Origin of the sequence: Klebsiella sp. EMBS2024, assembly GCF_036233805.1 — a bacterium.
In the GTDB taxonomy this organism is placed as follows: Bacteria; Pseudomonadota; Gammaproteobacteria; order Enterobacterales; family Enterobacteriaceae; genus Klebsiella; species Klebsiella pneumoniae.
The window spans coordinates 4,043,514-4,069,322 of the sequence record NZ_JAZARW010000001.1; the positions used below are offsets into that span (position 1 = coordinate 4,043,514).

At 52.4% G+C, this 25,809-nt stretch carries 45 protein-coding genes; 7 read left to right on the forward strand and 38 right to left on the reverse strand.

The window, feature by feature from the left end; all coding sequences use genetic code 11:
• Window positions 1-388: 388 nt before the first annotated feature.
• Entirely contained in the window at window positions 389-943 is a 555-nt protein-coding gene (locus VZP09_RS18420) for a gamma carbonic anhydrase family protein (RefSeq protein WP_002919123.1), read from the forward strand.
• Here the strand turns inward: VZP09_RS18420 and VZP09_RS18425 are convergent.
• The 6 genes from VZP09_RS18425 to dprA are packed head-to-tail and all read right to left on the reverse strand — an operon-like array spanning window position 919 to window position 4,710.
• Window positions 919-1,176: a DUF1488 domain-containing protein gene (locus tag VZP09_RS18425; RefSeq protein ID WP_064153730.1), complete on the reverse strand. Its 258-nt coding sequence runs from the start codon at window positions 1,174-1,176 to the stop codon at window positions 919-921. The genes VZP09_RS18420 and VZP09_RS18425 overlap by 25 nt on opposite strands.
• The gene (gene aroE / locus VZP09_RS18430; protein ID WP_002919126.1) at window positions 1,173-1,991 is read right to left on the reverse strand and encodes a shikimate dehydrogenase; all 819 of its coding nucleotides are present in this window, start codon (window positions 1,989-1,991) and stop codon (window positions 1,173-1,175) included. Before aroE ends, VZP09_RS18425 begins: the two co-directional genes overlap by 4 nt.
• A 3-nt stretch (window positions 1,992-1,994) precedes the next feature.
• Complete coding sequence (gene tsaC, locus VZP09_RS18435) at window positions 1,995-2,567, reverse strand: L-threonylcarbamoyladenylate synthase type 1 TsaC (RefSeq protein WP_002919132.1); 573 nt, start codon at window positions 2,565-2,567, stop codon at window positions 1,995-1,997.
• Between the two features lie 4 nt (window positions 2,568-2,571).
• A complete protein-coding gene (locus tag VZP09_RS18440; RefSeq protein ID WP_004145330.1) occupies window positions 2,572-3,114 on the reverse strand; it encodes a DNA topoisomerase family protein in 543 nt (180 codons plus the stop codon).
• 26 nt (window positions 3,115-3,140) lie between these two features.
• Window positions 3,141-3,614: a DUF494 family protein Smg gene (gene smg, locus VZP09_RS18445; protein ID WP_002919137.1), complete on the reverse strand. Its 474-nt coding sequence runs from the start codon at window positions 3,612-3,614 to the stop codon at window positions 3,141-3,143.
• Entirely contained in the window at window positions 3,586-4,710 is a 1,125-nt protein-coding gene (dprA, locus tag VZP09_RS18450) for a DNA-protecting protein DprA (RefSeq protein WP_004185889.1), read from the reverse strand. Before dprA ends, smg begins: the two co-directional genes overlap by 29 nt.
• Window positions 4,711-4,838: 128 nt before the next feature.
• Between dprA and def the strand changes: the two genes are divergently transcribed.
• The 5 genes from def (at window position 4,839) to mscL (ending at window position 9,602) form a co-directional block, all read left to right on the forward strand.
• Window positions 4,839-5,348, forward strand: a complete 510-nt coding sequence (gene def, locus VZP09_RS18455) for a peptide deformylase (RefSeq protein ID WP_004174081.1) — start codon at window positions 4,839-4,841, stop codon at window positions 5,346-5,348.
• Between the two features lie 14 nt (window positions 5,349-5,362).
• Window positions 5,363-6,310, forward strand: coding sequence for a methionyl-tRNA formyltransferase (gene fmt / locus VZP09_RS18460; RefSeq protein ID WP_032415753.1), 948 nt, complete (start codon window positions 5,363-5,365; stop codon window positions 6,308-6,310).
• 52 nt (window positions 6,311-6,362) lie between these two features.
• Window positions 6,363-7,658, forward strand: coding sequence for a 16S rRNA (cytosine(967)-C(5))-methyltransferase RsmB (gene rsmB / locus VZP09_RS18465; RefSeq protein WP_004174079.1), 1,296 nt, complete (start codon window positions 6,363-6,365; stop codon window positions 7,656-7,658).
• Window positions 7,659-7,671: 13 nt separating this feature from the next.
• Window positions 7,672-9,048, forward strand: a complete 1,377-nt coding sequence (trkA, locus tag VZP09_RS18470) for a Trk system potassium transporter TrkA (protein ID WP_002919153.1) — start codon at window positions 7,672-7,674, stop codon at window positions 9,046-9,048.
• A 140-nt stretch (window positions 9,049-9,188) separates the two neighbouring features.
• Window positions 9,189-9,602 (forward strand): large-conductance mechanosensitive channel protein MscL, encoded by a 414-nt coding sequence (mscL, locus tag VZP09_RS18475; RefSeq protein WP_004145325.1) that lies wholly within the window; start codon window positions 9,189-9,191, stop codon window positions 9,600-9,602.
• On the opposite strand, the gene VZP09_RS18480 is transcribed toward mscL, so the two are convergent.
• The 31 genes from VZP09_RS18480 to rpsJ form a co-directional block, all read right to left on the reverse strand.
• Window positions 9,538-9,816 (reverse strand): alternative ribosome-rescue factor A, encoded by a 279-nt coding sequence (locus VZP09_RS18480; RefSeq protein WP_004188380.1) that lies wholly within the window; start codon window positions 9,814-9,816, stop codon window positions 9,538-9,540. The two genes, mscL and VZP09_RS18480, sit on opposite strands and share 65 nt — an antisense overlap.
• A 57-nt stretch (window positions 9,817-9,873) precedes the next feature.
• Entirely contained in the window at window positions 9,874-10,299 is a 426-nt protein-coding gene (zntR, locus tag VZP09_RS18485) for a Zn(2+)-responsive transcriptional regulator (RefSeq protein ID WP_328795332.1), read from the reverse strand.
• Between the two features lie 2 nt (window positions 10,300-10,301).
• Complete coding sequence (locus tag VZP09_RS18490) at window positions 10,302-10,670, reverse strand: DUF1992 domain-containing protein (RefSeq protein WP_002919204.1); 369 nt, start codon at window positions 10,668-10,670, stop codon at window positions 10,302-10,304.
• Between the two features lie 108 nt (window positions 10,671-10,778).
• The gene (gene rplQ, locus VZP09_RS18495; protein WP_002919206.1) at window positions 10,779-11,165 is read right to left on the reverse strand and encodes a 50S ribosomal protein L17; all 387 of its coding nucleotides are present in this window, start codon (window positions 11,163-11,165) and stop codon (window positions 10,779-10,781) included.
• Between the two features lie 40 nt (window positions 11,166-11,205).
• Complete coding sequence (locus VZP09_RS18500) at window positions 11,206-12,195, reverse strand: DNA-directed RNA polymerase subunit alpha (protein WP_002919219.1); 990 nt, start codon at window positions 12,193-12,195, stop codon at window positions 11,206-11,208.
• Window positions 12,196-12,220: 25 nt separating this feature from the next.
• On the reverse strand, window positions 12,221-12,841 hold the full coding sequence (gene rpsD, locus VZP09_RS18505; RefSeq protein WP_002919224.1) for a 30S ribosomal protein S4: 621 nt from the start codon (window positions 12,839-12,841) through the stop codon (window positions 12,221-12,223).
• Between the two features lie 33 nt (window positions 12,842-12,874).
• Window positions 12,875-13,264: a 30S ribosomal protein S11 gene (gene rpsK / locus VZP09_RS18510; RefSeq protein ID WP_002919257.1), complete on the reverse strand. Its 390-nt coding sequence runs from the start codon at window positions 13,262-13,264 to the stop codon at window positions 12,875-12,877.
• Window positions 13,265-13,280: 16 nt separating this feature from the next.
• On the reverse strand, window positions 13,281-13,637 hold the full coding sequence (gene rpsM, locus VZP09_RS18515; protein WP_002919259.1) for a 30S ribosomal protein S13: 357 nt from the start codon (window positions 13,635-13,637) through the stop codon (window positions 13,281-13,283).
• A gap of 146 nt (window positions 13,638-13,783) precedes the next feature.
• Window positions 13,784-13,900 carry a 50S ribosomal protein L36 gene (rpmJ, locus tag VZP09_RS18520; RefSeq protein WP_000868187.1) on the reverse strand — a complete coding sequence of 39 codons (117 nt, stop codon included), beginning with the start codon at window positions 13,898-13,900 and terminating at the stop codon, window positions 13,784-13,786.
• A 33-nt stretch (window positions 13,901-13,933) separates the two neighbouring features.
• Window positions 13,934-15,265: a preprotein translocase subunit SecY gene (gene secY, locus VZP09_RS18525; RefSeq protein ID WP_002919515.1), complete on the reverse strand. Its 1,332-nt coding sequence runs from the start codon at window positions 15,263-15,265 to the stop codon at window positions 13,934-13,936.
• Window positions 15,266-15,272: 7 nt separating this feature from the next.
• Entirely contained in the window at window positions 15,273-15,707 is a 435-nt protein-coding gene (gene rplO / locus VZP09_RS18530; protein WP_002919516.1) for a 50S ribosomal protein L15, read from the reverse strand.
• A 3-nt stretch (window positions 15,708-15,710) separates the two neighbouring features.
• Complete coding sequence (gene rpmD / locus VZP09_RS18535; protein WP_001140434.1) at window positions 15,711-15,890, reverse strand: 50S ribosomal protein L30; 180 nt, start codon at window positions 15,888-15,890, stop codon at window positions 15,711-15,713.
• 3 nt (window positions 15,891-15,893) lie between these two features.
• Window positions 15,894-16,397, reverse strand: a complete 504-nt coding sequence (gene rpsE, locus VZP09_RS18540; RefSeq protein WP_002919545.1) for a 30S ribosomal protein S5 — start codon at window positions 16,395-16,397, stop codon at window positions 15,894-15,896.
• A 14-nt stretch (window positions 16,398-16,411) separates the two neighbouring features.
• Entirely contained in the window at window positions 16,412-16,765 is a 354-nt protein-coding gene (gene rplR, locus VZP09_RS18545) for a 50S ribosomal protein L18 (RefSeq protein WP_000358960.1), read from the reverse strand.
• Between the two features lie 9 nt (window positions 16,766-16,774).
• Window positions 16,775-17,308 (reverse strand): 50S ribosomal protein L6, encoded by a 534-nt coding sequence (gene rplF, locus VZP09_RS18550; protein ID WP_002919662.1) that lies wholly within the window; start codon window positions 17,306-17,308, stop codon window positions 16,775-16,777.
• 12 nt (window positions 17,309-17,320) lie between these two features.
• Window positions 17,321-17,713, reverse strand: coding sequence for a 30S ribosomal protein S8 (rpsH, locus tag VZP09_RS18555; protein ID WP_002919665.1), 393 nt, complete (start codon window positions 17,711-17,713; stop codon window positions 17,321-17,323).
• Between the two features lie 33 nt (window positions 17,714-17,746).
• Window positions 17,747-18,052: a 30S ribosomal protein S14 gene (gene rpsN / locus VZP09_RS18560; protein WP_002919667.1), complete on the reverse strand. Its 306-nt coding sequence runs from the start codon at window positions 18,050-18,052 to the stop codon at window positions 17,747-17,749.
• 14 nt (window positions 18,053-18,066) lie between these two features.
• Window positions 18,067-18,606, reverse strand: coding sequence for a 50S ribosomal protein L5 (gene rplE, locus VZP09_RS18565; protein WP_001096200.1), 540 nt, complete (start codon window positions 18,604-18,606; stop codon window positions 18,067-18,069).
• Between the two features lie 14 nt (window positions 18,607-18,620).
• Entirely contained in the window at window positions 18,621-18,935 is a 315-nt protein-coding gene (gene rplX / locus VZP09_RS18570; protein WP_000729185.1) for a 50S ribosomal protein L24, read from the reverse strand.
• A gap of 10 nt (window positions 18,936-18,945) precedes the next feature.
• Window positions 18,946-19,317 carry a 50S ribosomal protein L14 gene (gene rplN, locus VZP09_RS18575; protein ID WP_002919748.1) on the reverse strand — a complete coding sequence of 124 codons (372 nt, stop codon included), beginning with the start codon at window positions 19,315-19,317 and terminating at the stop codon, window positions 18,946-18,948.
• A gap of 165 nt (window positions 19,318-19,482) precedes the next feature.
• Entirely contained in the window at window positions 19,483-19,737 is a 255-nt protein-coding gene (rpsQ, locus tag VZP09_RS18580) for a 30S ribosomal protein S17 (RefSeq protein WP_002919751.1), read from the reverse strand.
• The gene (gene rpmC / locus VZP09_RS18585) at window positions 19,737-19,928 is read right to left on the reverse strand and encodes a 50S ribosomal protein L29 (protein WP_002919754.1); all 192 of its coding nucleotides are present in this window, start codon (window positions 19,926-19,928) and stop codon (window positions 19,737-19,739) included. The genes rpsQ and rpmC overlap by 1 nt, the downstream gene beginning before the upstream one ends.
• Window positions 19,928-20,338: a 50S ribosomal protein L16 gene (rplP, locus tag VZP09_RS18590; RefSeq protein WP_002919759.1), complete on the reverse strand. Its 411-nt coding sequence runs from the start codon at window positions 20,336-20,338 to the stop codon at window positions 19,928-19,930. Before rplP ends, rpmC begins: the two co-directional genes overlap by 1 nt.
• Before the next feature lie 12 nt (window positions 20,339-20,350).
• On the reverse strand, window positions 20,351-21,049 hold the full coding sequence (gene rpsC, locus VZP09_RS18595; protein ID WP_002919766.1) for a 30S ribosomal protein S3: 699 nt from the start codon (window positions 21,047-21,049) through the stop codon (window positions 20,351-20,353).
• 17 nt (window positions 21,050-21,066) lie between these two features.
• The gene (gene rplV / locus VZP09_RS18600; RefSeq protein WP_002919773.1) at window positions 21,067-21,399 is read right to left on the reverse strand and encodes a 50S ribosomal protein L22; all 333 of its coding nucleotides are present in this window, start codon (window positions 21,397-21,399) and stop codon (window positions 21,067-21,069) included.
• Window positions 21,400-21,413: 14 nt separating this feature from the next.
• Window positions 21,414-21,692 carry a 30S ribosomal protein S19 gene (gene rpsS, locus VZP09_RS18605; RefSeq protein WP_001138115.1) on the reverse strand — a complete coding sequence of 93 codons (279 nt, stop codon included), beginning with the start codon at window positions 21,690-21,692 and terminating at the stop codon, window positions 21,414-21,416.
• Between the two features lie 16 nt (window positions 21,693-21,708).
• Entirely contained in the window at window positions 21,709-22,530 is an 822-nt protein-coding gene (rplB, locus tag VZP09_RS18610) for a 50S ribosomal protein L2 (protein WP_002919786.1), read from the reverse strand.
• A gap of 17 nt (window positions 22,531-22,547) precedes the next feature.
• A complete protein-coding gene (gene rplW / locus VZP09_RS18615) occupies window positions 22,548-22,850 on the reverse strand; it encodes a 50S ribosomal protein L23 (protein WP_000617546.1) in 303 nt (100 codons plus the stop codon).
• Window positions 22,847-23,452, reverse strand: a complete 606-nt coding sequence (gene rplD, locus VZP09_RS18620; protein ID WP_002919794.1) for a 50S ribosomal protein L4 — start codon at window positions 23,450-23,452, stop codon at window positions 22,847-22,849. Before rplD ends, rplW begins: the two co-directional genes overlap by 4 nt.
• A 10-nt stretch (window positions 23,453-23,462) precedes the next feature.
• Entirely contained in the window at window positions 23,463-24,092 is a 630-nt protein-coding gene (rplC, locus tag VZP09_RS18625) for a 50S ribosomal protein L3 (protein ID WP_002919796.1), read from the reverse strand.
• A gap of 32 nt (window positions 24,093-24,124) precedes the next feature.
• Window positions 24,125-24,436, reverse strand: coding sequence for a 30S ribosomal protein S10 (rpsJ, locus tag VZP09_RS18630; RefSeq protein WP_001181005.1), 312 nt, complete (start codon window positions 24,434-24,436; stop codon window positions 24,125-24,127).
• Window positions 24,437-24,819: 383 nt separating this feature from the next.
• Between rpsJ and VZP09_RS18635 the strand changes: the two genes are divergently transcribed.
• Window positions 24,820-25,305 carry a prepilin peptidase gene (locus tag VZP09_RS18635; protein WP_020801891.1) on the forward strand — a complete coding sequence of 162 codons (486 nt, stop codon included), beginning with the start codon at window positions 24,820-24,822 and terminating at the stop codon, window positions 25,303-25,305.
• Here the strand turns inward: VZP09_RS18635 and bfr are convergent.
• Window positions 25,289-25,765, reverse strand: coding sequence for a bacterioferritin (gene bfr / locus VZP09_RS18640; protein WP_002919971.1), 477 nt, complete (start codon window positions 25,763-25,765; stop codon window positions 25,289-25,291). The two genes, VZP09_RS18635 and bfr, sit on opposite strands and share 17 nt — an antisense overlap.
• Window positions 25,766-25,809 lie beyond the last annotated feature (44 nt).

Sequence of the window (25,809 nt, forward strand, 5' to 3'; positions counted from 1 at the left end):
GTTAAGAATCCATGTCACTTTGAGTGCCCACACAGATTGTCTGATAAATTGTTAAAGAGCAGTTGCGACGCGCTTTAGCGCTCTGTCGCGAGGTGGCGTATATTACGCTTTCCTCTTTCAGAGTCAACCCGTTTTTCAGGATTTTTCTCTGCAACCGAACCGGCTGTTTGTGTGAAGTGATTCACATCTGCCGTGTCAGTGGGTGCGCATTATAGGGATCCCATTTTTTTGCACAAGCCTTTTTTCGATCTTTTTTTCTGAATGGTGATTTTTCACCCTTTTCGCCGTGTAATTGCACGATTTGCTCAATTTTCACCGTTTTCAGGGGTTGCACAGGGAGATAAAAGCCACCAAAGTCTTCTTACGTTCCCGTANNNNTGAGGTCTATATGTCTGCTCAGCTGCGCCCCTACAAAGCATTTTTCCCACAAATCGGTCTTCGCGTCATGATTGACGCATCCAGCGTTGTCATCGGCGATGTCAGAATTGCCGATGACGTCAGCGTCTGGCCTCTGGTGGCCATTCGCGGCGACGTCAACTATGTATCGATAGGTCAACGCAGCAATATTCAGGACGGTAGCGTTCTCCATGTGACCCATAAGTCCTCTTATAAGCCGGAGGGAAATCCGCTGATCATTGGTGAGGATGTAACTGTTGGTCATAAAGTGATGCTGCACGGCTGCACTATCGGCAACCGCGTACTGGTTGGTATGGGTTCGATCTTATTAGATGGTGTCGTCGTTGGCGATGACGTCATGATTGGTGCGGGCAGTCTGGTTCCGCAGAACAAACAGCTGGAAAGCGGCTACCTTTACTTTGGCAATCCGGTCAAACAGATCCGCCCCCTGACAGAGGCGGAACGGGAAGGACTCAAGTATTCAGCAAATAACTATGTGAAATGGAAAAATGAGTACCTGGATCAGGATAACCAGATCCAGCCCTGAGCATCTTCCTGACCATCGCGGATCAATGCTTCTGCCTCTTCCTCTAGATCCCAACGATGTTCCTGGAAGGCGGCCAGCCACTGCGCTGGCCCCTCTGCGCCGAAACGCTGCTGCAAGATTTGCCCTGAAATTGCGCAGGTTAATTGCATCCCATTCACCAGCACGGGAAAAACCACGCCCTGCCGTTCGGCATCCCATGATTCCCGGTCAGGAAACTGAATCGCCTGATTCATGCATTCAGTTCCTGCTGCAGCGTTTCAATGACCGGAGCGATAGCCGGCAGAACGCCGTGCCATAGCAGAACAGCATGGGCGGCTTGCGCCACCAGCATTCCCAGCCCATCGGCACAGTGGACTGCGCCATATTGCTGGCACCAGTGAAGAAACGGTGTCGGCCCTTTCTGGTAAAACATGTCATAGCAATATACGTCAGCGTTGACAATAGATGCCGGGATAGCTGGTACATCACCGTCTATTCCACTGGACGTCGCATTGACGATCAGATCGAATGTTTCCCCGGATAAGGTATCCATCTCCCTTGCGCTAACGCTCCCGGTATGGGCGAAGAGAGTGGCTAACTCACGGGCACGAGAATAGGTGCGATTCACGATCGTGACGGCGCATCCCAGCGACAGAAGCGGCAAAAGAACCCCGCGAGATGCCCCACCAGCACCAACCAGCAGGATCCGTTGGCGTGGCTTAATGAATCCCAGGCGTTCCAGATCGCTCAGAAGACCAATACCGTCGGTGTTGTCCCCCAGTAAACGGCCATCTTCCAGGCGTTTCAGGGTGTTTACTGCTCCCGCCAGCGCTGCGCGTTCTGTCAGTTCGTCGGCACGCGCAAAGGCTTCCTCTTTAAAAGGAACGGTGACGTTGGCCCCCTTTCCTCCTTCTGCAAAGAACTGATTCAGAGAAGAGACAAAATCGTCCAGCGGCGCCAGTACACGTCCATAAGGATGAGTAATTCCTAACTGGCGGGCAAACAGCTGATGAATAGCAGGCGACTTGCTGTGCGCGATCGGATTACCAAAAACGGCATAGGTTTCCATGGTTCACCCCTGGCGGAACAGTTCACCCGTCAGGGCATCACGGATTTCAGATGGGTTTTGCCGGCCGCCCGTGGCGCCATCCACCACCGGGAAGCTGTCGCCAAACTGAGCATGGACCTCTGCGGTAGTACGGCACGGTGGTTGCCCGGTGAGATTGGCGCTGGTCGAAACCAGTGGTTTTCCGTAGGCTTCGCACAATTCGATTACCAGCGGATGGTTAGTCACGCGTACGGCCAGTGAATCAAAACGTCCAGTCAGCCAGCGCGGCGTTTCAGGACGCGCCGGGAATACAAACGTCACCGGTCCCGGCCAGCAAGAGAAGATGGCTTCCCGCTGTGAGTCACTTAACCGTGAATCATCAATATAGGGCTTCAGTTGCTCAAAGCTGGCGGCGATAAGGATCAATCCTTTCTCAACAGGACGCTGCTTCAGCTCCAGCAGGCGCATAACGGCCGTTTCGCTGTCAGGGTCGCAGCCGACGCCAAACACAGCTTCGGTGGGATAGGCGATGACATGTTCATTTTTCAGGACCGCCACGGCATGGGCGACGGCTTCTGAGGGCAGGTTATTGTTCACTGATTTATTCCGCCGGGATCGGCTTTCCACATTGTTTACTGGCACAGAAGCGTCTGAGCCCCTGCGCCGTCTTCTTTTCTATTAACAGCGGGTAATGGCATTCAGGGCATTCGCCCGCCACCGGTTTAAAATTGATAACGAACTGGCAATCAGGATAGCGATCGCAGGAGTGAAAGGTTTTACCGAAACGGGAACGACGCTGGACCAGATGGCCTTGTCCGCACTGCGGGCAAGCGATAGCCGTCTCATCGGGTTTATCAATCAGCTCGGTATGTTCACATTCCGGATAGCGGCTACAGCCAATGAACATCCCAAAACGCCCCTGGCGTAACACCATAACCGCACCGCACGATGGGCACTCTTGCCCCTCCAGCACCTTAACGATATGCCCGTCCGCCTGGCTTTTCAGGGGACGAATATAGTCACAGTCCGGATAATGCGAACAGCCGAGAAACGGGCCATGTTTCCCGGAACGGATCACCAGTTCGGCCCCGCACTGCGGGCAGGGCTCATTTTTACGCACCGAAAACAGTGCTGATTTGGTCATAACAACTCGATGTTGCTGCAAAAAGATTAATGCAGCATACCTTCATTTACTTCGAAGAGTAATTCTTCCATTTGCTGATAGGCGTTTTCACAGCCCGGAATATTGAACAGTACCATCAGGATGACCCATTTCAGGTCTTCCAGCTCAAATTCCGCCGTATCCAGCGCCAGTACGCGCTCTATCACCATTTCTCGCGTTTCGAGGTTCAACACCTGAATCTGCTCGAGGAAGAGTAAAAACCCCCGGCAACTGGCATCCAGACGCTGGCACTCCTCTTCGGTATATACCCGAAGAGAGAGCGGGTCGGAAGCGAGCTGCATGGGTTCAACGAGACCTTCCTGATAATCAGCCAGTTTCTCGAGCCACATTAACGCGTTATAGATGTCTTCCCGCTCAAAACCCGCATCGGTAAGATCCCGCGTCAGTTTGTCCTGATCCACGCGCATTTCTGCTTCGCTATGGATGTAAGTTTCAAACAAATACATGAGTACGTCGAACATGGCTTGCCCTCCTTAATCGGACATAGCCGCCGGGTACAGCTGCGATCCAGCCTGCTAACTCCAGTTCAAGTAGCTGAGCTACGGTTACTGGCACAGATTGGCCGGCACGTTCAGCGACAACGTCAACAGGTGTTACCTCATCTCCTACGTTAGCCAGGAGCTCCGGAAATGGCAATGCTACAGACGGCTGATCGACGCAAATATTTATCGAATCAGACGTATCAGTCAGCCAGGCCAGCTCGTTATGCCAGTATTCCACAATATCCTCTGGCGAGGTCACTGGCACCGCGCCTTGCTTAATTAACCAGTGCGGGCCTTCCGATCCCGGATTGCCTATCGGGCCAGGCAGGGCGAACACATCCCTTCCCTGCTCCAGGGCGCAGCGGACGGTGACCAGCGATCCGCTTCGCAACGCCGCCTCAATCACCAGCACGCCCAGGCTTAAGCCGCTGATAATCCGGTTGCGCCTGGGGAAATGTGCGGGAAGCGGCGGCGTAATGAGTGGAAATTCAGATACCAGCGTACCGCCATTGTCGATGATCTGCCGGGCGAGAGTTGCATGGCGCCGCGGATAAACCTGACTCAGCCCATTGCCCAGTACCGCGATAGTTTTACCCTCCGCCGCCAGCGCGCCGCGGTGCGCGACCCCGTCAATGCCTAACGCCAGCCCACTGGTGATGGTAATCCCTTTATGCGCCAGCGTTTCGCTGAACAGTTTCCCCCAGCGGGCGCCATACCAGGAGTGCGAGCGACTGCCAATAACGGCAAGCTGCGCGCTGTGAAGCAGGGCGAGGCCGCCGCTGACCAGCAACGCGCCGGGGTAATCAGCGATAGCCTTTAACCGCAATGGATAGCGCGGATCGTCACCCCGTAACAGATGATGATCCGGTTGTTCCAGCCAGCGCCGCGTCTCGTCAAGCTCATGCTCGTCAAGCCGGAAAAATAACTTTGCCTGCGCCGCGGTCATCCCGACGGCATGCAGCGCTTCACGATCAACGCTGGCGGCTGCGCATAAGCGCTGAGCGACCTCTACCATCCTGTCGCCATACAAGCTACTGACCTTCATCAGCCGCAGCCAAATCTCGTCGGGCGTCATCCTTACCCCCTGCCATAAGCGGTATTGACAATCTTTGCGATTGGACAGTGAGACTGTCAATTGCAGGGGGTTTTGTCTAGAATAGAGCTAATAATCTTATCAACTCCTGAATACGACTCTGGAACTTTATGGCAGTTTTGCAAGTGTTACATATTCCGGACGAGCGCCTTCGCAAAGTCGCCGAGCCGGTCAAAGAAGTGAATGCGGAAATTCAGCGTATCGTCGATGATATGTTCGACACCATGTACGCCGAGGAAGGCATCGGTCTGGCCGCAACCCAGGTCGATATCCATCAGCGCATTATCGTTATTGATGTGTCGGAAAATCGTGAAGAGCAGCTGGTATTAATTAACCCGGAAATGCTGGAGAAAGATGGCGAAACCGGTATTGAAGAAGGCTGCTTGTCTATTCCTGAACAGCGCGCCCTGGTGCCGCGTGCGGAAAAAGTGAAGATCCGGGCACTGGATCGCGATGGTAAGCCGTTTGAACTGGAGGCCGATGGCCTGCTGGCTATCTGTATCCAGCATGAGATGGATCACCTGGTCGGCAAACTGTTTATTGACTATCTGTCACCACTCAAACAACAGCGCATTCGTCAGAAGGTAGAGAAACTGGATCGTTTACGTTCCCGTGCCTGATAACAAGGAATACCGTGTCACAATCACTACGTATCATTTTCGCCGGCACCCCTGATTTTGCAGCGCGTCATCTTGATGCGCTGCTGTCGTCTGAACATCAGGTTGTTGGCGTATTCACTCAGCCTGATCGCCCTGCTGGTCGCGGCAAAAAATTGATGCCAAGCCCGGTAAAAGTGCTGGCAGAAGCCCATAACTTACCTGTGTTCCAGCCATCCTCCCTGCGTCCGCAGGATAACCAGCGGTTAGTCGCCGATCTCGGCGCCGATATTATGGTGGTAGTGGCGTACGGTCTGATTCTGCCTAAAGCGGTGCTGGAGATGCCCCGTCTGGGCTGTATCAACGTTCACGGCTCGCTGCTACCGCGCTGGCGTGGCGCAGCGCCTATTCAGCGTTCACTGTGGGCGGGGGATAGCGAAACTGGCGTAACCATCATGCAGATGGACGTCGGCCTTGATACGGGGGATATGCTGTATAAGCTTTCCTGCCCCATTACCGCAGAGGATACCAGCGGCAGCCTGTACGATAAGCTGGCCGAGCTCGGCCCTCAGGGGCTGCTGGCAACGTTAGCCCAGCTGGCCAACGGCACCGCACGGCCTGAAGTACAAGATGAATCGCTGGTGTGCCATGCCGAAAAGCTGAGTAAAGAAGAGGCTCGTATCGATTGGTCGCTTTCCGCTGCGCAGTTGGAACGCTGCATCCGCGCGTTTAATCCGTGGCCAATGAGCTGGCTGGAAATTGACGGACAACCGGTAAAAGTGTGGCGGGCATCGGTCATCGCCGAAGCCGCTCACGCCGAACCGGGTACTATCGTGGCAGCAACCAAACAGGGTATTCAGATCGCCACGGGGGATGGGATCCTCAGCCTGGAGTCGCTACAGCCTGCGGGTAAAAAAGCGATGAGCGCCCAGGACTTACTCAATTCCCGCCGGGAGTGGTTTATCCCTGGCACCCGTCTCGCCTGACGGTCGTCTCTTCTGAAGCCCGGGTTCGCCGGGCATTTTTATTTTTGCGCTTATGAAAAAGAATATAAATTTACGCAGCCTGGCCGCCCAGGCTATCGAGCAAGTTGTTGAAAAAGGGCAGTCTTTAAGCAACGTACTGCCCCCTCTACAGCAGAAAGTCAGCGATAAAGATAAAGCGCTACTGCAGGAGTTGTGCTTTGGTGTACTACGTACTCTAAGCCAGCTGGAGTGGCTTATCAGCAAGCTAATGGCGCGTCCGATGACCGGCAAACAGCGCACCGTGCACTTTCTGATCATGGTTGGTCTCTATCAGTTACTCTACACCCGCATTCCACCACACGCCGCGCTGGCGGAAACGGTAGAAGGCGCGGTGGCCATTAAACGCCCGCAGCTTAAAGGGCTAATCAACGGCGTGCTACGCCAGTTCCAGCGCCAGCAGGAAGCGTTGTTAGCCGAATTTGCTGAGCATGAAAACCGCTATCTTCATCCCAAATGGCTGCTGAAACGCCTGCAGCAGGCCTGGCCGCAGCAGTGGCAGGAGATCGTCGAGGCGAACAACCAGCGCCCGCCGATGTGGCTGCGCGTTAACCGCAACCATCATTCCCGGGATGAGTGGCTTGCCCTGCTTAACGAGACCGGTTTAGAGGGCTTTACCCACCCTGATTATCCGGACGCCGTACGCCTGGCCACCCCTGCTCCGGTCCACGCGTTACCAGGCTTTGCCGAAGGCTGGGTGACCGTCCAGGACGCCTCGGCTCAGGGCTGTATGCGCTACCTGCAACCGGAAAATGGCGAACGCATTCTCGATCTCTGCGCGGCGCCGGGCGGGAAGACGACGCATATTCTGGAAGTCGCTCCCCAGGCTCAGGTTATGGCGGTGGATATTGATGAACAGCGTCTGTCCCGCGTCTATGACAACCTGAAGCGTCTGGGTGTAAAAGCGGATGTAAAACAGGGCGATGGCCGCTTCCCTGAGCAGTGGTGTGGCAATGAGCAGTTCGATCGTATTCTGCTGGATGCTCCCTGCTCCGCAACCGGCGTTATTCGCCGCCATCCGGATATCAAATGGCTGCGCCGGGATCGGGATATCGCCGAGTTAGCCCAACTGCAGGCCGAGATCCTCAATGCCACCTGGACGCACCTGAAGCCAGGCGGCACGCTGGTTTACGCAACCTGTTCTATTCTGCCGGAAGAGAACAGTCAGCAAATTGCCGCTTTCCTCGCGCGAACTCCGGATGCAGAACTTCACGCCACCGGCACGCCGGCGAGCCCCGGGCAGCAAAATCTGCCGGGCGTGGAAGAAGGTGATGGCTTCTTTTACGCTAAGCTAATCAAACGTCGGAACTAATGGGTCACTGCAGATGAAGATTATTATTCTGGGCGCCGGCCAGGTCGGCGGCACGCTGGCGGAAAACCTCGTCGGCGAGAACAATGATATTACGCTGGTTGATACCAATGGCGACCGTCTGCGCAGCCTGCAGGATAAGTTCGATCTGCGTGTCGTCCAGGGGCATGGCTCTCACCCTCGCGTACTGCGCGAGGCGGGAGCCGATGATGCCGATATGCTGGTAGCGGTCACTAGTTCGGACGAAACCAACATGGTGGCCTGCCAGGTCGCTTACTCATTGTTCAATACGCCAAACCGCATAGCGCGTATTCGTGCGCCTGATTACGTTCGTGATGCGGAAAAGCTCTTCAACTCTGAAGCGGTACCCATCGATCACTTAATCGCTCCGGAACAACTGGTCATCGACAACATCCACCGTCTGATCGAATATCCCGGCGCGCTGCAGGTCGTGAACTTCGCCGAAGGAAAAGTCAGTCTCGCGGTAGTAAAAGCCTATTATGGTGGCCCGCTGGTGGGGAATGCCTTATCCACTATGCGGGAGCATATGCCGCATATCGATACGCGCGTGGCCGCCATTTTCCGCCACGATCGCCCCATCCGCCCGCAGGGCTCGACGATTGTCGAGGCCGGAGATGAAGTCTTCTTTATTGCCGCCTCGCAGCATATTCGCGCGGTCATGAGTGAACTGCAGCGACTGGAAAAGCCGTATAAGCGTATTATGCTGGTCGGCGGGGGCAATATTGGCGCGGGTCTGGCCCATAAGCTGGAAAAAGATTACAGCGTTAAGCTTATCGAACGTAATCAGCAGCGAGCCGCTGAGCTAGCGGAAAAGCTGCAGCATACTATCGTCTTCTACGGGGATGCATCGGACCAGGAGCTGTTGGCTGAAGAGCATATTGACCAGGTGGACCTGTTTATTGCCGTCACTAACGACGACGAAGCCAATATTATGTCGGCTATGTTGGCCAAGCGAATGGGCGCGAAAAAAGTGATGGTGCTAATCCAGCGCAGAGCCTACGTGGATCTGGTCCAGGGTAGCGTCATCGATATTGCGATTTCGCCTCAGCAGGCCACAATTTCCGCACTCCTCAGTCATGTCCGTAAAGCCGATATTGTCGGCGTCTCCTCCTTGCGCCGCGGCGTTGCAGAAGCGATTGAGGCAGTCGCGCACGGCGATGAGAGCACCTCCCGGGTAGTCGGGCGTTCGATCGACGAGATCAAGCTTCCACCGGGCACGATCATCGGCGCCGTCGTGCGGGGCAATGACGTGATGATCGCCAATAATAATCTACGGATCGAGCAGGGCGACCATGTGATCATGTTTTTGACCGATAAGAAGTTTATTTCCGATGTCGAAAGGCTGTTCCAGCCAAGTCCTTTCTTCCTGTAATTCCCAGGGCGCCGAACAGGCGCCTTTTTATTATCCCTTATTATTCAAAGGTTAATATTTTGCAGTAACTATCTGCTGGGAATGGCAAATGAAAATACATTTGTTAAACTTACAACGTCAGCTGGCACAAGGAGAATAAAATGAGTTTTTTAAAAGAGTTTCGCGAATTCGCGATGCGCGGGAACGTTGTCGATTTGGCAGTGGGTGTGATCATCGGTGCAGCATTCGGTAAAATTGTTTCATCACTGGTCGCGGATATTATTATGCCGCCACTCGGCCTGTTGATTGGCGGGATCGATTTTAAACAGTTTGCCGTCACGCTACGTGATGCCCAGGGCGATGTCCCGGCTGTGGTGATGCATTATGGGGTATTCATTCAGAACGTTTTCGATTTCATCATCGTCGCGTTTGCCATCTTCATGGCGATTAAATTGATGAATAAGTTAAATCGTAAGAAAGAAGAGGCTCCGGCGGCACCGCCAGCTCCCTCTAAAGAAGAAGTTCTGCTGAGCGAAATTCGCGATCTGCTGAAAGAACAAAACAACCGTTCTTAATCAGCAGAGAAAGCAGAAGGCCAGTGGTAAAAAAGCGATTCGCTTGCTTGCCACTGGCCTCCCGATCAACCCTTCCTGCATGTTTATCTTTACGTTGATAGCTTCCTTTCCCTTTCTTGTTTTTCTCTACGCGCTGCCTGAATAACGGATCGTGGAGAAGTGCCTCAATGGCGTTATCTTTAATTTGTCCTTTAGTATGCTGATAGCGACTCATAGTTACTCCGGTATATGTATAAACTCGGCGCGAGTGTAGATCCGCGCGTTTAAAAAATCAACGTCCGCCATTGCCGTTGCTGGCCCCTTGTTCAAGGGCCTCAAGGATAGAACAGTAAACGCTGCTGTGGGTAGTGCCGCAACAGGCATCGTTGAGCCGCTGCAGAGAGCGGCGCATCGTCTGTAGCTCTTTAATCCGCGCCTCGACTTCACTTAATCGCGCCTGAACGATCCCTTTCGACTCCTGACAGGTATGATGCTCCGGATCGATGCGGATCGACAATAATTCGCGGATCGCTTCCAGGGTGAAACCCAGTTGTCGGGCATAACGAATAAAGCGCAGCCGTTGAAGATCGTTATCCGAGTACAGACGAAATCCTCCCTCGGTGCGTATGTCATGATCCATCATCTGCTGCTTTTCATAGTAGCGGATGGTATCAGGCGTCACGTCGGCCAGTTTTGCCAGTTCACCAATACGATACATATTTACTCCTGATTTATTTTTTGCAGCAACGCATCGGCGTACTCACCGCGTAAAAAGTCGGTGTTCAGACCTGCCTGACGTAACTTCAGCTCGAGCAGGGCAAGGCGTTTGCTAAGTTCGGCATGACGCGGATCGTCCTGACGGACGCCGTTCAGTAAGTCTGCCAGAGCCAACGCTTCTTTGCGTTGCTCCAGTTCCGGAGGAAGACATCCTGCATTTTTCAGAAGGCGATAGCCTGCCCGCAACTCCGCCGGCACATGTGAATCGTCATCGAGAGTCAGCGGTTCTCCGCTGCCGGGTAAATTATCGAACTCACCTTTGGTTTGGGCATCGAGGATATGACGTTCCGCCCACTGATCCAGCAACCACATTCTACGGCTCCAGGGGATGAACAAAAAGAGTACAGATAGTGTAGTGAAATGGGGATGGGGTAGATATAAAAAAACCCGCCAGGGCGGGTTTTTTTACGTTACTACAGATTACTCTGCAGCAGCTTCTGCTTTCGGCTCAGCACGATCAACCAGCTCGATGTATGCCATCGGCGCGTTGTCGCCTGCACGGAAGCCACACTTCAGAATGCGAGTGTAACCACCGGCGCGGCTCGCGAAACGCGGGCCCAGCTCGTTAAACAGTTTTGCCACGATCTCGTTATCACGAGTGCGGGCGAATGCCAGACGACGATTAGCAACGCTATCAGTCTTGGCAAGAGTAATCAGCGGCTCAACTACGCGACGCAGTTCTTTCGCTTTCGGCAGGGTCGTCTTGATGATTTCATGACGAACCAGCGAACCTGCCATGTTACGGAACATAGCCTGGCGATGGCTGCTGTTGCGGTTCAGTTGACGACCACTCTTACGATGGCGCATGACCTTATCCTTCTCAGTAAAACCTTAACCTGTGATCCGGTTACTCGTCAGCAATGCTTGCTGGTGGCCAGTTTTCCAGGCGCATGCCCAGAGACAGTCCACGGGAAGCCAGCACGTCTTTAATCTCAGTAAGAGATTTTTTACCCAGGTTCGGCGTTTTCAGCAACTCAACCTCGGTACGCTGTACCAGATCACCGATATAGTGGATAGCTTCTGCCTTGAGGCAGTTAGCAGAGCGGACAGTCAATTCCAGATCGTCAACAGGGCGCAGCAGGATCGGATCGAATTCTGGTTTCTCTTCTTTCACTTCTGGCTGACGTACATCACGTAGGTCAACAAAAGCTTCCAGTTGTTCAGCCAGGATGGTTGCCGCACGACGAATCGCCTCTTCAGGATCGATTGTGCCGTTGGTTTCCATTTCGATGACCAGCTTGTCCAGGTCGGTACGCTGTTCTACACGCGCAGCTTCAACATTGTAGGCAATACGCTCTACAGGGCTGTAGCAGGCGTCGACCAGCAGACGGCCGATTGGGCGCTCATCTTCTTCCGAATGAATTCGGGCAGAAGCCGGCACATAACCGCGACCGCGCTGAACTTTGATACGCATGCTAATAGCAGCGTTCTCATCAGTCAGGTGGCAAATCACGTGCTGCGGCTTGACGATTTCGACATCACCGTCGTGGGTAATGTCGGCTGCGGTCACAGGGCCAATGCCAGATTTATTCAAAGTAAGGATGACTTCATCTTTACCCTGAACTCTCACCGCCAGCCCTTTCAGGTTGAGCAGGATTTCAAGGATGTCTTCCTGAACGCCTTCTTTGGTGCTGTACTCGTGCAGTACACCATCAATCTCAACCTCGGTCACCGCGCAACCCGGCATCGATGAGAGCAGAATACGGCGCAGTGCGTTACCCAGAGTATGGCCGAAGCCACGCTCTAAAGGCTCAAGGGTCACCTTGGCGTGCGTCGAACTCACTTGCTCGATATCGACCAGGCGCGGTTTTAGAAACTCTGTCACAGAACCCTGCATTGTGTCCTCTCTTTGGTACTAAGCTTTACTTGGAGTAAAGCTCGACGATCAGGTGTTCGTTAATGTCCGCAGACAGATCAGAACGCTCCGGCTGACGCTTGAACGTACCTTCCATCTTGCCAGCATCAACTTCCAGCCAGGTTGGCTTTTCACGCTGCTCAGCCAGCTCCAGAGCGGCTTTCACGCGAGATTGCTTTTTCGCTTTCTCACGAATGCTGACAACGTCATTCGCTTTAACCTGATAAGAAGCGATGTTAACAACACGACCGTTTACCATAATCGCTTTGTGGCTAACCAGCTGGCGTGCTTCAGCACGAGTGGCGCCAAAGCCCATACGGTATACAACGTTGTCCAGACGACCTTCCAGCAGAGCCAACAGGTTTTCACCGGTGTTGCCTTTCAGACGTGCTGCTTCTTTATAGTAGTTACGGAACTGACGCTCCAGCACACCGTACATACGGCGAACTTTTTGCTTTTCACGCAACTGCACACCATAGTCAGACAGACGCGGCTTACGCGCACCGTGCTGGCCAGGAGCTTGTTCAATTTTACACTTGGTATCGATCGCGCGAACGCCAGACTTAAGGAATAAGTCGGTGCCCTCACGACGGCTCAGCTTGAGCTTAGGACCCAAATATCTTGCCATTTTCTTTCTCCAACTAACCTGGAAAACGCAGCGTTATACGCGACGTTTTTTCGGCGGACGACAACCGTTATGAGGGATCGGAGTCACATCAGTAATATTAGTGATGCGGAAACCAGCGGCGTTCAGTGCACGAATGGTAGATTCGCGACCCGGACCCGGACCTTTGACCATAACTTCCAGATTCTTGATGCCGTATTCTTTTACGGCTTCTGCGCAACGCTCTGCTGCAACCTGAGCTGCGAACGGAGTGGATTTGCGAGAACCACGGAAACCGGAACCACCGGCTGTTGCCCAACCCAGTGCGTTACCCTGACGATCAGTGATGGTAACGATGGTGTTGTTAAAAGAAGCATGGATATGAGCCACGCCGTCAGAGACTTGTTTTCTTACACGCTTACGTGCACGAATTGGTGCCTTTGCCATTATTCAATCACCCCGATTATTTCTTGATCGGTTTACGCGGACCCTTACGGGTACGTGCGTTGGTCTTGGTACGCTGACCGCGAACCGGGAGACCACGACGATGACGCAAACCACGGTAGCAACCAAGGTCCATCAGACGCTTGATGCTCAGGGTGATTTCACGGCGCAGATCACCTTCAACGACAAATTTACCTACTGCTTCACGCAGAATATCAATTTGTTCTTCAGACAGCTCACTGATCTTAACATTTTCAGCGATGCCCGTTTCAGCGCAGATGGCTTTAGAACGGGTTTTGCCGATACCGAAAATAGCGGTTAAAGCGATAACGGTATGTTTGTGATCAGGAATGTTAATGCCTGCTATACGGGCCACTATGCACTCCTACTATTTAATATGTACGCACCATGCTGAAAAGCCCGTTTTCAGGATACTCAAATGGAAACGTACAGACATACAAAAGATTGGCTGGCTAATCTAGCCAGCTCAATCCAACTTTGCAAGAAAAATATGCGAAAAAATCAGCCTTGGCGCTGTTTATGCTTCGGCTCGGCACTGCAAATCACACGGATGACACCATCACGCTTAACGATTTTGCAGTTACGGCATAATTTCTTGACGGAAGCACGAACTTTCATTTTTACTCTCCGTAACTTCTCGGGCGACCAGTTTTAACGGCCGTAGCCTTTCAGGTTCGCCTTCTTCAATGCAGACTCATACTGACTGGACATCATCAGAGTTTGCACTTGAGCCATAAAGTCCATAATCACGACAACAACGATAAGCAGCGAGGTCCCACCGAAGTAGAACGGCACTTTCATCGCGTCACGCATGAACTCCGGGATCAGGCAGATAAAAGTAATGTACAACGCACCAACCAGAGTCAGGCGAGTCATCACTTTATCGATATACTTCGCCGTTTGCTCTCCCGGACGAATTCCTGGTACAAATGCACCGGACTTCTTCAGGTTATCTGCTGTTTCACGCGGGTTGAAAACCAACGCCGTGTAGAAGAAACAGAAGAAGATGATTGCAGACGCATAGAGTAACACATAAAGCGGTTGCCCAGGCTGCAAATACAGCGAAATTGTTGTCAGCCAGTTCCAACCAGTACCACCCCCGAACCATGACGTGATGGTTGCCGGGAACAGTATAATACTGGAAGCGAAGATTGCCGGGATTACCCCCGCCATATTCACTTTCAGCGGTAAATGTGTGCTCTGTGCAGCATAGACACGACGACCCTGTTGACGTTTCGCGTAGTTTACCACAATGCGGCGTTGACCACGCTCAACGAATACAACAAAGAAGGTCACTGCAAATACTAATACTGCAACCAACAGCAACAGGAGGAAGTGCAGGTCGCCTTGACGCGCTTGCTCGATAGTATGGGCGATGGCCGGCGGGAGTCCCGCAACGATACCGGCGAAGATAATGATCGAGATACCGTTACCGATACCACGTTCAGTGATCTGTTCGCCGAGCCACATCAGGAACATAGTCCCTGTGACCAGACTGACAACAGCGGTGAAATAGAATGCAAAGCCTGGATTAATCACCAGGCCTTGCATACCAGGCATATTCGGCAGACCGGTAGCAATACCGATCGACTGAAATATCGCCAGCACCAGAGTACCGTAGCGGGTGTACTGGCTGATCTTACGACGACCAGACTCCCCTTCTTTCTTCAGTTCCGCTAGCGGTTGATAAACCACCGTCAGCAGCTGCACGATGATCGATGCCGAAATGTACGGCATAATCCCCAGCGCAAAGATAGAAGCACGGCTGAGAGCACCACCAGAGAACATGTTGAACATTTCAATGATGGTGCCTCGCTGTTGCTCAAGCAGTTTGGCAAGTACAGCGGCATCAATACCAGGGATCGGAATAAAAGAGCCAATACGGAACACTATCAGCGCACCGACCACAAACAGAAGTCTGCGTTTCAGTTCGCCAAGGCCACCTTTGGCACTTTGAAAATCTAATCCCGGTTGTTTAGCCATCTGCTACTTATTCCTCAATTTTACCGCCAGCAGCTTCGATAGCAGCACGAGCACCTTTAGTCACACGCAGGCCACGAACAGTTACCGGACGAGTTACCTCACCAGACAGGATCACTTTCGCGAACTCGATCTGGACACCGATAATGTTAGCCGCTTTCAGCGCGTTCAGGTCTACTACATCGCCTTCTACGTGAGCCAGATCGGAGAGACGGATCTCTGCGGTGATCATCGCTTTACGAGAAGTGAAGCCGAATTTCGGCAGACGACGGTACAGAGGCATCTGACCACCCTCGAAACCGCGACGTACGCCACCGCCAGAACGAGATTTCTGACCTTTGTGACCACGACCACCGGTTTTACCGAGGCCAGAACCGATACCACGACCCAGGCGTTTACCCGCCTTTTTGGAGCCTTCGGCCGGAGACAGAGTATTTAAACGCATCTCTTACTCCTCAACTTTAACCATGAAGGAAACCGCGTTGACCATACCACGAACAGCAGGAGTATCCTCGCGCTCTACGGTGTGACCAATACGACGCAGACCCAGGCCAAGCAGCGTTGCCTTGTGTTTCGGCAGACGACCGATTGCACTGCGGGTTTGAGTAATTTTAATAGTCTTTGCCATGGTTTATTTCCCCAGAATTTCTTCAACGGATTTACCACGCTTGGCAGCGACCATATCCGGGGACTTCATGTTTTCCAGACCGTCGATAGTTGCACGAACCACATTAATCGGGTTAGTGGAACCATACGCTTTAGCCAGAACGTTACGAACCCCAGCGACTTCCAGAACGGCGCGCATTGCACCACCGGCGATGATACCGGTACCTTCGGAAGCCGGCTGCATGAATACACGAGAACCCGTGTGAGTACCCTTAACCGGGTGCTGCAGGGTGCCGTGGTTCAGCGCGACGTTAATCATATTGCGACGGGCTTTTTCCATCGCTTTCTGGATCGCTGCTGGAACTTCACGCGCTTTACCGTAACCAAAACCAACGCGACCGTTACCATCGCCTACTACAGTCAGAGCTGTGAAGGAGAAAATACGACCACCTTTAACGGTTTTAGATACGCGGTTTACCGCGATCAGCTTTTCCTGCAGTTCGCCAGCTTGTTTTTCGATGTGAGCCATCTTACACCTCTACCTTAGAACTGAAGGCCAGCTTCACGGGCAGCATCTGCCAGTGCCTGGACACGACCATGATATTGGAACCCGGAACGGTCAAAGGAAACATCTTTGATGCCTTTTTCCAGAGCGCGTTCAGCGACAGCTTTACCCACAGCTGCTGCAGCGTCTTTGTTACCGGTGTACTTCAGTTGTTCAGCGATAGCTTTTTCTACAGTAGAAGCAGCTACCAGAACTTCAGAACCATTCGGTGCAATTACCTGTGCGTAAATGTGACGCGGGGTACGATGTACCACCAGGCGAGTTGCGCCCAGCTCCTGGAGCTTGCGGCGTGCGCGGGTCGCACGACGGATACGAGCAGATTTCTTATCCATAGTGTTACCTTACTTCTTCTTAGCCTCTTTGGTACGCACGACTTCGTCGGCGTAACGAACACCCTTGCCTTTGTAAGGCTCAGGACGACGGTAGGCGCGCAGATCTGCTGCAACCTGGCCGATCACCTGCTTATCAGCGCCTTTCAGCACGATTTCAGTCTGAGTCGGACATTCTGCAGTGATACCCGCAGGCAGCTGATGATCAACCGGGTGAGAGAAACCTAAAGCCAGGTTTACTACATTCCCTTTGACCGCTGCACGATAACCTACACCAACCAGCTGCAGCTTCTTAGTGAAGCCTTCGGTAACACCGATAACCATTGAGTTCAGCAGGGCACGCGCGGTACCAGCCTGAGCCCAACCGTCTGCGTAACCATCACGCGGACCGAAGGTCAGTGCATTATCTGCATGTTTAACTTCAACAGCATCGTTGAGAGTACGAGTCAGCTCGCCGTTTTTACCTTTGATCGTAATAACCTGACCGTTGATTTTTACATCAACGCCGGCAGGAACAACGACCGGTGCTTTAGCAACACGAGACATTTTTTCCTCCGATTAGGCTACGTAGCAGATAATTTCGCCACCAAGACCAGCCTGGCGCGCTGCACGATCAGTCATAACACCTTTAGAGGTAGAAACAACTGCGATACCCAGACCGGCCATAACTTTCGGCAGCTCATCTTTTTTCTTATAGATGCGCAGACCTGGGCGGCTGACACGCTGAATGCTTTCTACAACAGCTTTGCCCTGGAAATACTTGAGAGTAAGTTCCAGTTCAGGCTTGGTGTCGCCTTCAACTTTAAAATCTTCGATAAAACCTTCTTCCTTCAGCACGTTGGCGATTGCCACTTTCAGCTTGGAGGAAGGCATGGTGACCGCAGCTTTGTTCGCGGCCTGACCGTTACGGATACGGGTCAGCATATCCGCGATCGGATCTTGCATGCTCATCTGTCTTTACTCCCGTGATTCAATTGGTGACAATTACCAGCTAGCCTTTTTCAGACCCGGGATTTCACCGCGCATAGCGGCTTCACGGACCTTAATACGGCTCAACCCGAACTTCCGCAGGAAACCATGCGGACGACCTGTTTGACGGCAGCGGTTACGCTGACGAGACGGGCTGGAATCACGCGGCAGAGTCTGCAGCTTGAGAACGGCATTCCAACGATCTTCGTCGGTTGCGTTCACATCAGAGATGATAGCTTTCAGTTCAGCGCGTTTAGCGAAGAATTTATCAGCTAAAGCCACGCGCTTTACTTCGCGTGCTTTCATTGATTGCTTAGCCATTAAGTAACCCTACCTTACTTGCGGAACGGGAAGTCAAAGGCAGCCAGCAGAGCACGGCCTTCTTCGTCAGATTTCGCAGTAGTGGTAATGGTAATATCCAAACCACGAACGCGGTCGACTTTATCGTAGTCGATTTCTGGGAAGATGATCTGCTCACGGACACCCATGCTGTAGTTGCCACGACCGTCGAAAGACTTAGCGGACAGGCCGCGGAAGTCACGAATACGCGGTACAGCAATAGTGATCAGGCGCTCAAAGAACTCCCACATGCGTTCGCCACGCAGAGTTACTTTACAGCCGATCGGATAGCCCTGACGGATTTTGAAGCCTGCAACTGATTTGCGTGCTTTGGTGATCAGCGGTTTTTGACCGGAGATTGCTGCCAGGTCAGCTGCTGCGTTATCCAGCAGTTTCTTGTCAGCGATCGCTTCACCAACACCCATGTTCAGGGTGATCTTCTCGACCCGAGGGACTTGCATGACAGAATTGTAGTTAAACTCAGTCATGAGTTTCTTAACTACTTCGTCTTTGTAGTAATCATGCAGTTTCGCCATCGTACTACTCCAAATTACTTGATAGTTTCGCTGTTAGACTTGAAGAAACGGACTTTTTTACCGTCTTCGAATCTAAAGCCTACACGGTCAGCCTTGCCGGTTGCCGCATTGAAGATTGCAACGTTAGAAACCTGAATTGCAGCTTCTTTTTCAACGATGCCGCCTGGTTGGTTCAGAGCCGGAACCGGCTTCTGGTGTTTCTTAACCAGGTTGATACCTTCAACAATGACCTTGCCGGAAGACAGGACATTCTTAACTTTACCGCGCTTACCTTTATCTTTACCGGTTAACACGATAACTTCGTCATCACGACGGATTTTCGCTGCCATGATTCGCTCCTTAGAGTACTTCTGGTGCCAGAGAGATAATTTTCATGAACTTCTCGGTACGAAGTTCACGAGTTACCGGCCCAAAAATACGCGTACCGATAGGCTGCTCGCTGTTATTGTTCAGAATAACGCATGCATTACCATCGAAGCGAATGACAGAACCGTCCGGGCGACGAACACCCTTCTTGGTGCGCACCACTACCGCCTTCAGCACATCACCTTTTTTGACCTTACCACGCGGAATTGCTTCTTTGATGGTGATCTTGATGATGTCGCCTACGCCTGCGTAGCGACGGTGCGAGCCACCCAGAACCTTGATACACATTACGCGACGTGCACCGGAGTTGTCGGCGACGTTCAGCATAGTCTGTTCTTGGATCATTTTAGTGCTCCGCTAATGTCAACTACTACTGAGACCCGAAAATTAGGGTCGTTAAAAAGCCCCATATCGAGGGCGCGGCATTATAACACCACAAACCAGATATGGGTAGAAAAAATAAACGGCTCATCGCTGAGCCGTTTATCCGTATCGAGAATGCGTACTCTATTACAGAACCGCTTTCTCTACAACGCGAACCAGCGTCCAGGACTTAGTCTTGGACAGCGGACGGCATTCGCGGATTTCAACCTTGTCGCCGATACCGCATTCGTTGTTCTCGTCATGTACGTGCAGTTTGGTCGTACGTTTGATGAATTTACCGTAAACCGGGTGTTTCACCATACGTTCGATAGCAACAACAATGGATTTCTCCATTTTGTCGCTAACTACGCGACCTTGCAGAGTACGGATTTTATCGGTCATTACGCACCCGCCTTCTGAGTCAGTAAAGTCTTAACGCGTGCAACATCACGACGCACTTGCTTCAGCAGATGAGTCTGTTGCAGCTGGCCACTTGCAGCCTGCATGCGCAGGTTGAACTGCTCACGCAGCAGGTTCAGCAGCTCAGCGTTCAGCTCTTCAACGCTTTTTTCACGCAGCTCTTTTGCTTTCATTACATCACCGTCTTAGTTACAAAGGTGGTTTTGATCGGCAGTTTCGCTGCTGCCAGGCCGAATGCTTCACGGGCCAGCTCTTCCGGTACACCGTCCATTTCATACAGGACTTTACCCGGCTGAATCAAGGCAACCCAGTACTCCACGTTACCTTTACCTTTACCCATACGAACTTCCAGCGGCTTCTCGGTGATCGGTTTGTCCGGGAATACACGGATCCAGATCTTACCTTGACGCTTAACTGCACGGGTCATAGCACGACGTGCTGCTTCGATCTGACGTGCAGTCAGACGACCACGGCCAACAGCTTTCAGACCGAAAGTGCCGAAGCTAACATCCGTACCCTGCGCCAGACCACGGTTGCGGCCTTTGTGCACTTTACGGAATTTTGTACGCTTTGGTTGTAACATCAGCGACGCTCCTTATTTACGGCCTTTACGCTGCTGCTTTTTAGGTTGAGCAGCCGGTTCCGGTTGTTCAACAGCAGCCATACCACCCAGGATCTCACCTTTGAAGATCCATACCTTAACGCCGATTACACCGTAAGTGGTGTGCGCTTCAGAGGTGTTGTAGTCGATGTCAGCACGCAGAGTGTGCAGCGGTACGCGACCTTCACGGTACCATTCGGTACGTGCGATTTCCGCGCCGCCCAGACGGCCGCTAACTTCAACTTTGATACCTTTAGCGCCCAGACGCATTGCGTTCTGTACAGCACGCTTCATCGCACGACGGAACATAACGCGACGTTCCAGCTGAGAAGTGATGCTGTCAGCAACCAGTTTTGCGTCCAGTTCAGGTTTACGAACTTCGGCGATATTGATCTGTGCAGGTACGCCAGCGATATCCGCTACGACCTTGCGCAGTTTTTCTACGTCTTCGCCTTTCTTACCGATAACGATACCCGGGCGAGCGGTGTGAATGGTCACACGGATGCTCTTAGCCGGACGCTCGATAACGATGCGAGATACAGACGCTTTAGCCAGTTCTTTAGTCAGGAACTGACGTACTTTAAAATCGCTGTCCAGGTTGTCAGCGAATTCTTTGGTGTTCGCGAACCAGGTAGAGTTCCATGGTTTGACAATACCCAGGCGAATACCATTAGGATGTACTTTCTGACCCATTGCTAGTCTCCAGAGTCTCAGCGATCGGACACAACCACAGTGATGTGGCTGGTGCGCTTCAGGATGCGATCTGCACGACCTTTAGCACGCGGCATAATGCGCTTCATGCTCGGGCCTTCGTCTACGAAAATTTTCGCAACTTTCAGATCATCAATGTCAGCGCCATCGTTGTGTTCAGCGTTAGCAATGGCAGATTCCAGTACCTTCTTGACCAGTACAGCAGCTTTTTTGTTGGTGTAGGTCAGAATATCCAGGGCCTGCGACACTTTCTTACCGCGAATCAGGTCAGCTACAAGGCGAACCTTCTGAGCAGAAGAACGAGCATGGCGATGTTGAGCTAAAGTTTCCATCTCTTCCTCCTACCTTATTTCTTCTTCGCTTTTTTATCAGCAGCGTGGCCGCGATAAGTACGAGTCGGTGCGAATTCACCCAGTTTGTGACCGACCATTTCGTCGGAAACAAATACTGGAACGTGCTGACGACCATTATGGACAGCGATGGTCAAACCGATCATGTTAGGAAAGATCGTTGAACGACGGGACCAAGTGCGCAGGGGCTTCTTGTCTCCGCTTTCCACCGCTTTCTCTACCTTCTTCAGCAAGTGCAGGTCAATAAAAGGACCTTTCTTGAGAGAACGTGGCATGGCTTATCCTCTAAAATTATTTGCTACGGCGACGTACGATGAATTTATCAGTACGCTTGTTGCTGCGGGTCTTCTTACCTTTGGTCTGCAGGCCCCACGGGGATACCGGGTGCTTACCAAAGTTACGACCTTCACCACCACCATGTGGGTGGTCTACTGGGTTCATCGCAGTACCGCGAACGGTAGGACGAACACCACGCCAGCGTGCAGCACCTGCTTTACCCAGAACGCGCAGCATATGCTCAGCATTGCCAACTTCGCCCAGAGTCGCGCGGCAGTCTGCTTCGACTTTACGCATTTCACCAGAACGCAGACGCAGGGTGACATAAGCACCGTCACGAGCAACGATCTGAACGTAAGTACCAGCGGAACGAGCCAGCTGACCGCCTTTACCTGGTTTCATTTCTACGTTATGAACGGTAGAACCAACCGGGATATTGCGCATCGGCAGGGTGTTGCCTGCTTTGATTGCAGCATCAACGCCAGACTGAATCTGGTCGCCAGCTTTCAGGCCTTTCGGGGCCAGGATGTAACGGCGCTCGCCGTCTTTGTACAGAACCAGCGCGATGTTCGCGGAGCGGTTCGGATCGTACTCAAGACGTTCAACAACTGCCGGGATACCATCTTTGTTGCGTTTGAAGTCAACAATACGGTAAGCCTGCTTGTGGCCACCACCGATATGACGGGTGGTGATACGGCCATTGTTGTTACGACCACCGGATTTGCTGTTTTTTTCCAGCAACGGAGCAAAAGGTTTGCCCTTGTGCAGCTCTGGGTTAACCACTTTAACGACGTGGCGACGACCCGGAGATGTCGGTTTACATTTAACAACTGCCATTGTATTACTCCTCCGACTTACTCAGCGCCGCCAACGAAGTCCAGATTCTGGCCTTCTTTCAGGGTGACGTAAGCTTTTTTCCAGTCGCTACGACGACCGATACGCTGTCCGTGACGTTTAACTTTCCCTTTAACAACCAGGGTGTTAACGACTTCGACTTCGACTTCAAACAGTTTCTGCACAGCAGCTTTGATTTCTGCTTTGGTCGCGTCTTTAGCAACTTTGAGAACGATGGTGTTTGTTTTTTCCATCGCAGTAGACGCTTTTTCAGAAACGTGCGGTGCGCGCAGCACCTTCAGCAGACGTTCTTCACGAATCATGCCAGCATCTCCTCAACTTGCTTAACAGCATCAGCAGTCATTACGACTTTGTCGAAGGCGATCAGGCTAACCGGGTCGATACCGTTCGCATCACGTACGTCAACCTTATGCAGGTTACGTGCGGCCAGGAACAGGTTCTCGTCCAGCTCACCGGTGATGATCAGCACATCTTCCAGAGCCATGTCTTTCAGTTTCTGTGCCAGCAGCTTAGTTTTCGGCGCTTCAACAGAGAACTTCTCGACAACGATCAGACGATCCTGACGTACCAGTTCGGACAGAATGCTTTTCAGCGCGCCGCGGTACATCTTCTTGTTAACTTTTTGACTGTGGTCCTGCGGACGAGCAGCGAAGGTCACGCCACCGGAACGCCAGATCGGGCTCTTGATAGAACCAGAACGCGCACGGCCGGTACCTTTCTGGCGCCACGGTTTTTTACCGGAGCCAGTGATTTCAGCACGAGTCTTCTGAGCACGAGTGCCCTGACGCGCACCGGCTGCATAAGCAACAACAACCTGGTGAACCAGCGCTTCGTTGAAATCACGACCGAAGGTAGTTTCGGAAACAGTCAGCGCGCTCTGCGCGTCTTTCAATACTAATTCCATTGCTATCTCCTCACGCCTTCACAGCTGGTTTAACGATCAGGTCGCTACCGGTCGCACCCGGGACAGCACCTTTAACCAGCAGCAGGTTGCGCTCAGCGTCAACACGTACTACGTCCAGGCTCTGAACGGTTACACGCTCATTACCCAGCTGACCTGCCATTTTCTTGCCTTTGAACACTTTGCCCGGAGTCTGGTTCTGACCGATAGAACCCGGAACGCGGTGGGACAAGGAGTTACCGTGAGTAGCGTCCTGGGTACGGAAGTTCCAGCGCTTAACGGTACCAGCAAAACCTTTACCTTTAGAGGTACCGGTTACGTCAACTTTTTTAACGTCAGCAAACAGTTCAACGCTAATGTTCTGACCTACGGTGAATTCTTCGCCGTCAGCCAGACGGAATTCCCACAGACCACGGCCAGCTTCAACGCCAGCTTTAGCGAAGTGACCCGCTTCCGGCTTGGTTACACGGTTAGCTTTTTTAGCACCGGTGGTAACCTGGATTGCGCGGTAGCCATCGTTAGCCAGGTCTTTAACCTGAGTAACACGGTTTGCTTCAACTTCGATTACGGTTACTGGGATAGAAACGCCATCTTCAGTGAAGATGCGGGTCATGCCCACTTTTTTACCGACTAAACCAATCATTGTTTCAACCTCTCAATCGCTCGATGACCTGATTAACCCAGGCTGATCTGCACGTCTACACCGGCAGCCAGATCCAGACGCATCAGAGCATCAACGGTTTTTTCAGTTGGCTCAACGATGTCAACCAGACGCTTGTGAGTGCGAATTTCGTACTGGTCACGCGCGTCTTTGTTGACGTGCGGGGAGATCAGAACGGTAAAGCGCTCTTTGCGGGTCGGCAGCGGGATCGGACCACGGACTTGCGCACCAGTGCGCTTAGCAGTCTCGACGATTTCCGCGGTTGATTGATCGATCAGACGATGATCAAACGCTTTCAGGCGGATACGGATTCTTTGGTTCTGCATGAGACCAGAGCTCCAATTATTTTATAGACGAAATGATTACTCCTCATACCCATTACGATTGATGGGAGAGTGTAACCGTTCTTACATAGTCCCCCGATTGGGGACATTGTTTGATAACCCAAATGCGATTACCAGGGTTCATATTGAACCGGCCGTCAACTTTGACAGGCCCGCGCATTATACGCAAATTCTGGCGCGACGCAAGTGCTGTTTAGAAAATCATCACCAGGATTTGCGCGCCTTCGCGTTAGCGCGCTGTACGGGGCTGCAATGCGGAGTAAGAGCGCGGATTGTGGGATCCATTCCCGGAAAATGCCTTTTGTGCTGAACGGGAGAGGATGAGCATAGTGACGCAATGTTCATCGATCATTGCGGGGTCNNCTATGCTCGCCGCCCTCCCCTTCTTGCTGTGCTATAGCGGTTTGACCGTGGCATTATGCCACCAGGATCTGCGCCACGGTCTGCTGCCCGACCGTTACACCTGTCCCCTGCTGTGGAGTGGTTTACTTTTTTATCTCTGTCTGGCGCCGCACCAGCTGCATGATGCCGTCTGGGGGGCGATAGCGGGCTATCTCTCTTTGGCTGCGATTTACTGGCTATACCGCGGTATCCGCGGCTATGAAGGGTTGGGTTATGGAGATATAAAATATCTTGCCGCCCTCGGCGCCTGGCATGGCTGGCGATTGCTGCCGCAGTTGGTCCTGGTTGCCTCGCTACTCGCCGGCATAGCGTGGGCAGGAGCAGGTTTATACGCCAGTTGCGGCGGGAGGAGCAAATGGAGAAGAAGCAACCCGCTGCCGTTTGGGCCATTCCTGGCGGCCGCGGGTTTTTGGTGCGGGTGGCAGACGCTGGCTAATCTGACACTTTGATCTGCGACTGCAGGTAATTTTGCAGACCGATTTTGCCAATCAAATCGAGTTCGGTTTCCAGCCAGTCGATATGGCCTTCTTCATCCGCCAGGATCTCAATCATCATATCGCGGCTGACGTAGTCATGGACGCTGTCGGCATAGGCAATAGCCTCACGCAAATTTTGCGCCCCTTCCAGCTCCAGCCTCAAATCGGACCGCAGCATCTCTTCCACATCTTCACCGATGCCAAGTTTGCCGAGATCCTGCAGATTAGGGATACCTTCGAGAAAAAGAATACGCTCGATATACTTATCGGCGTGCTTCATTTCGTCGATGGATTCGTGGTACTCAATATCGTTGAGGCGCATCAGGCCCCAATTTTTAAACATTCTCGCATGAAGAAAGTACTGATTAATTGCGACTAGCTCATTTCCCAATAATTTATTGAGATAACTTATGATTTTGACATCACCTTTCATTATATAGTCCCTCCGCTTCCACTCATTGAAGCGTAGTCCGGCCT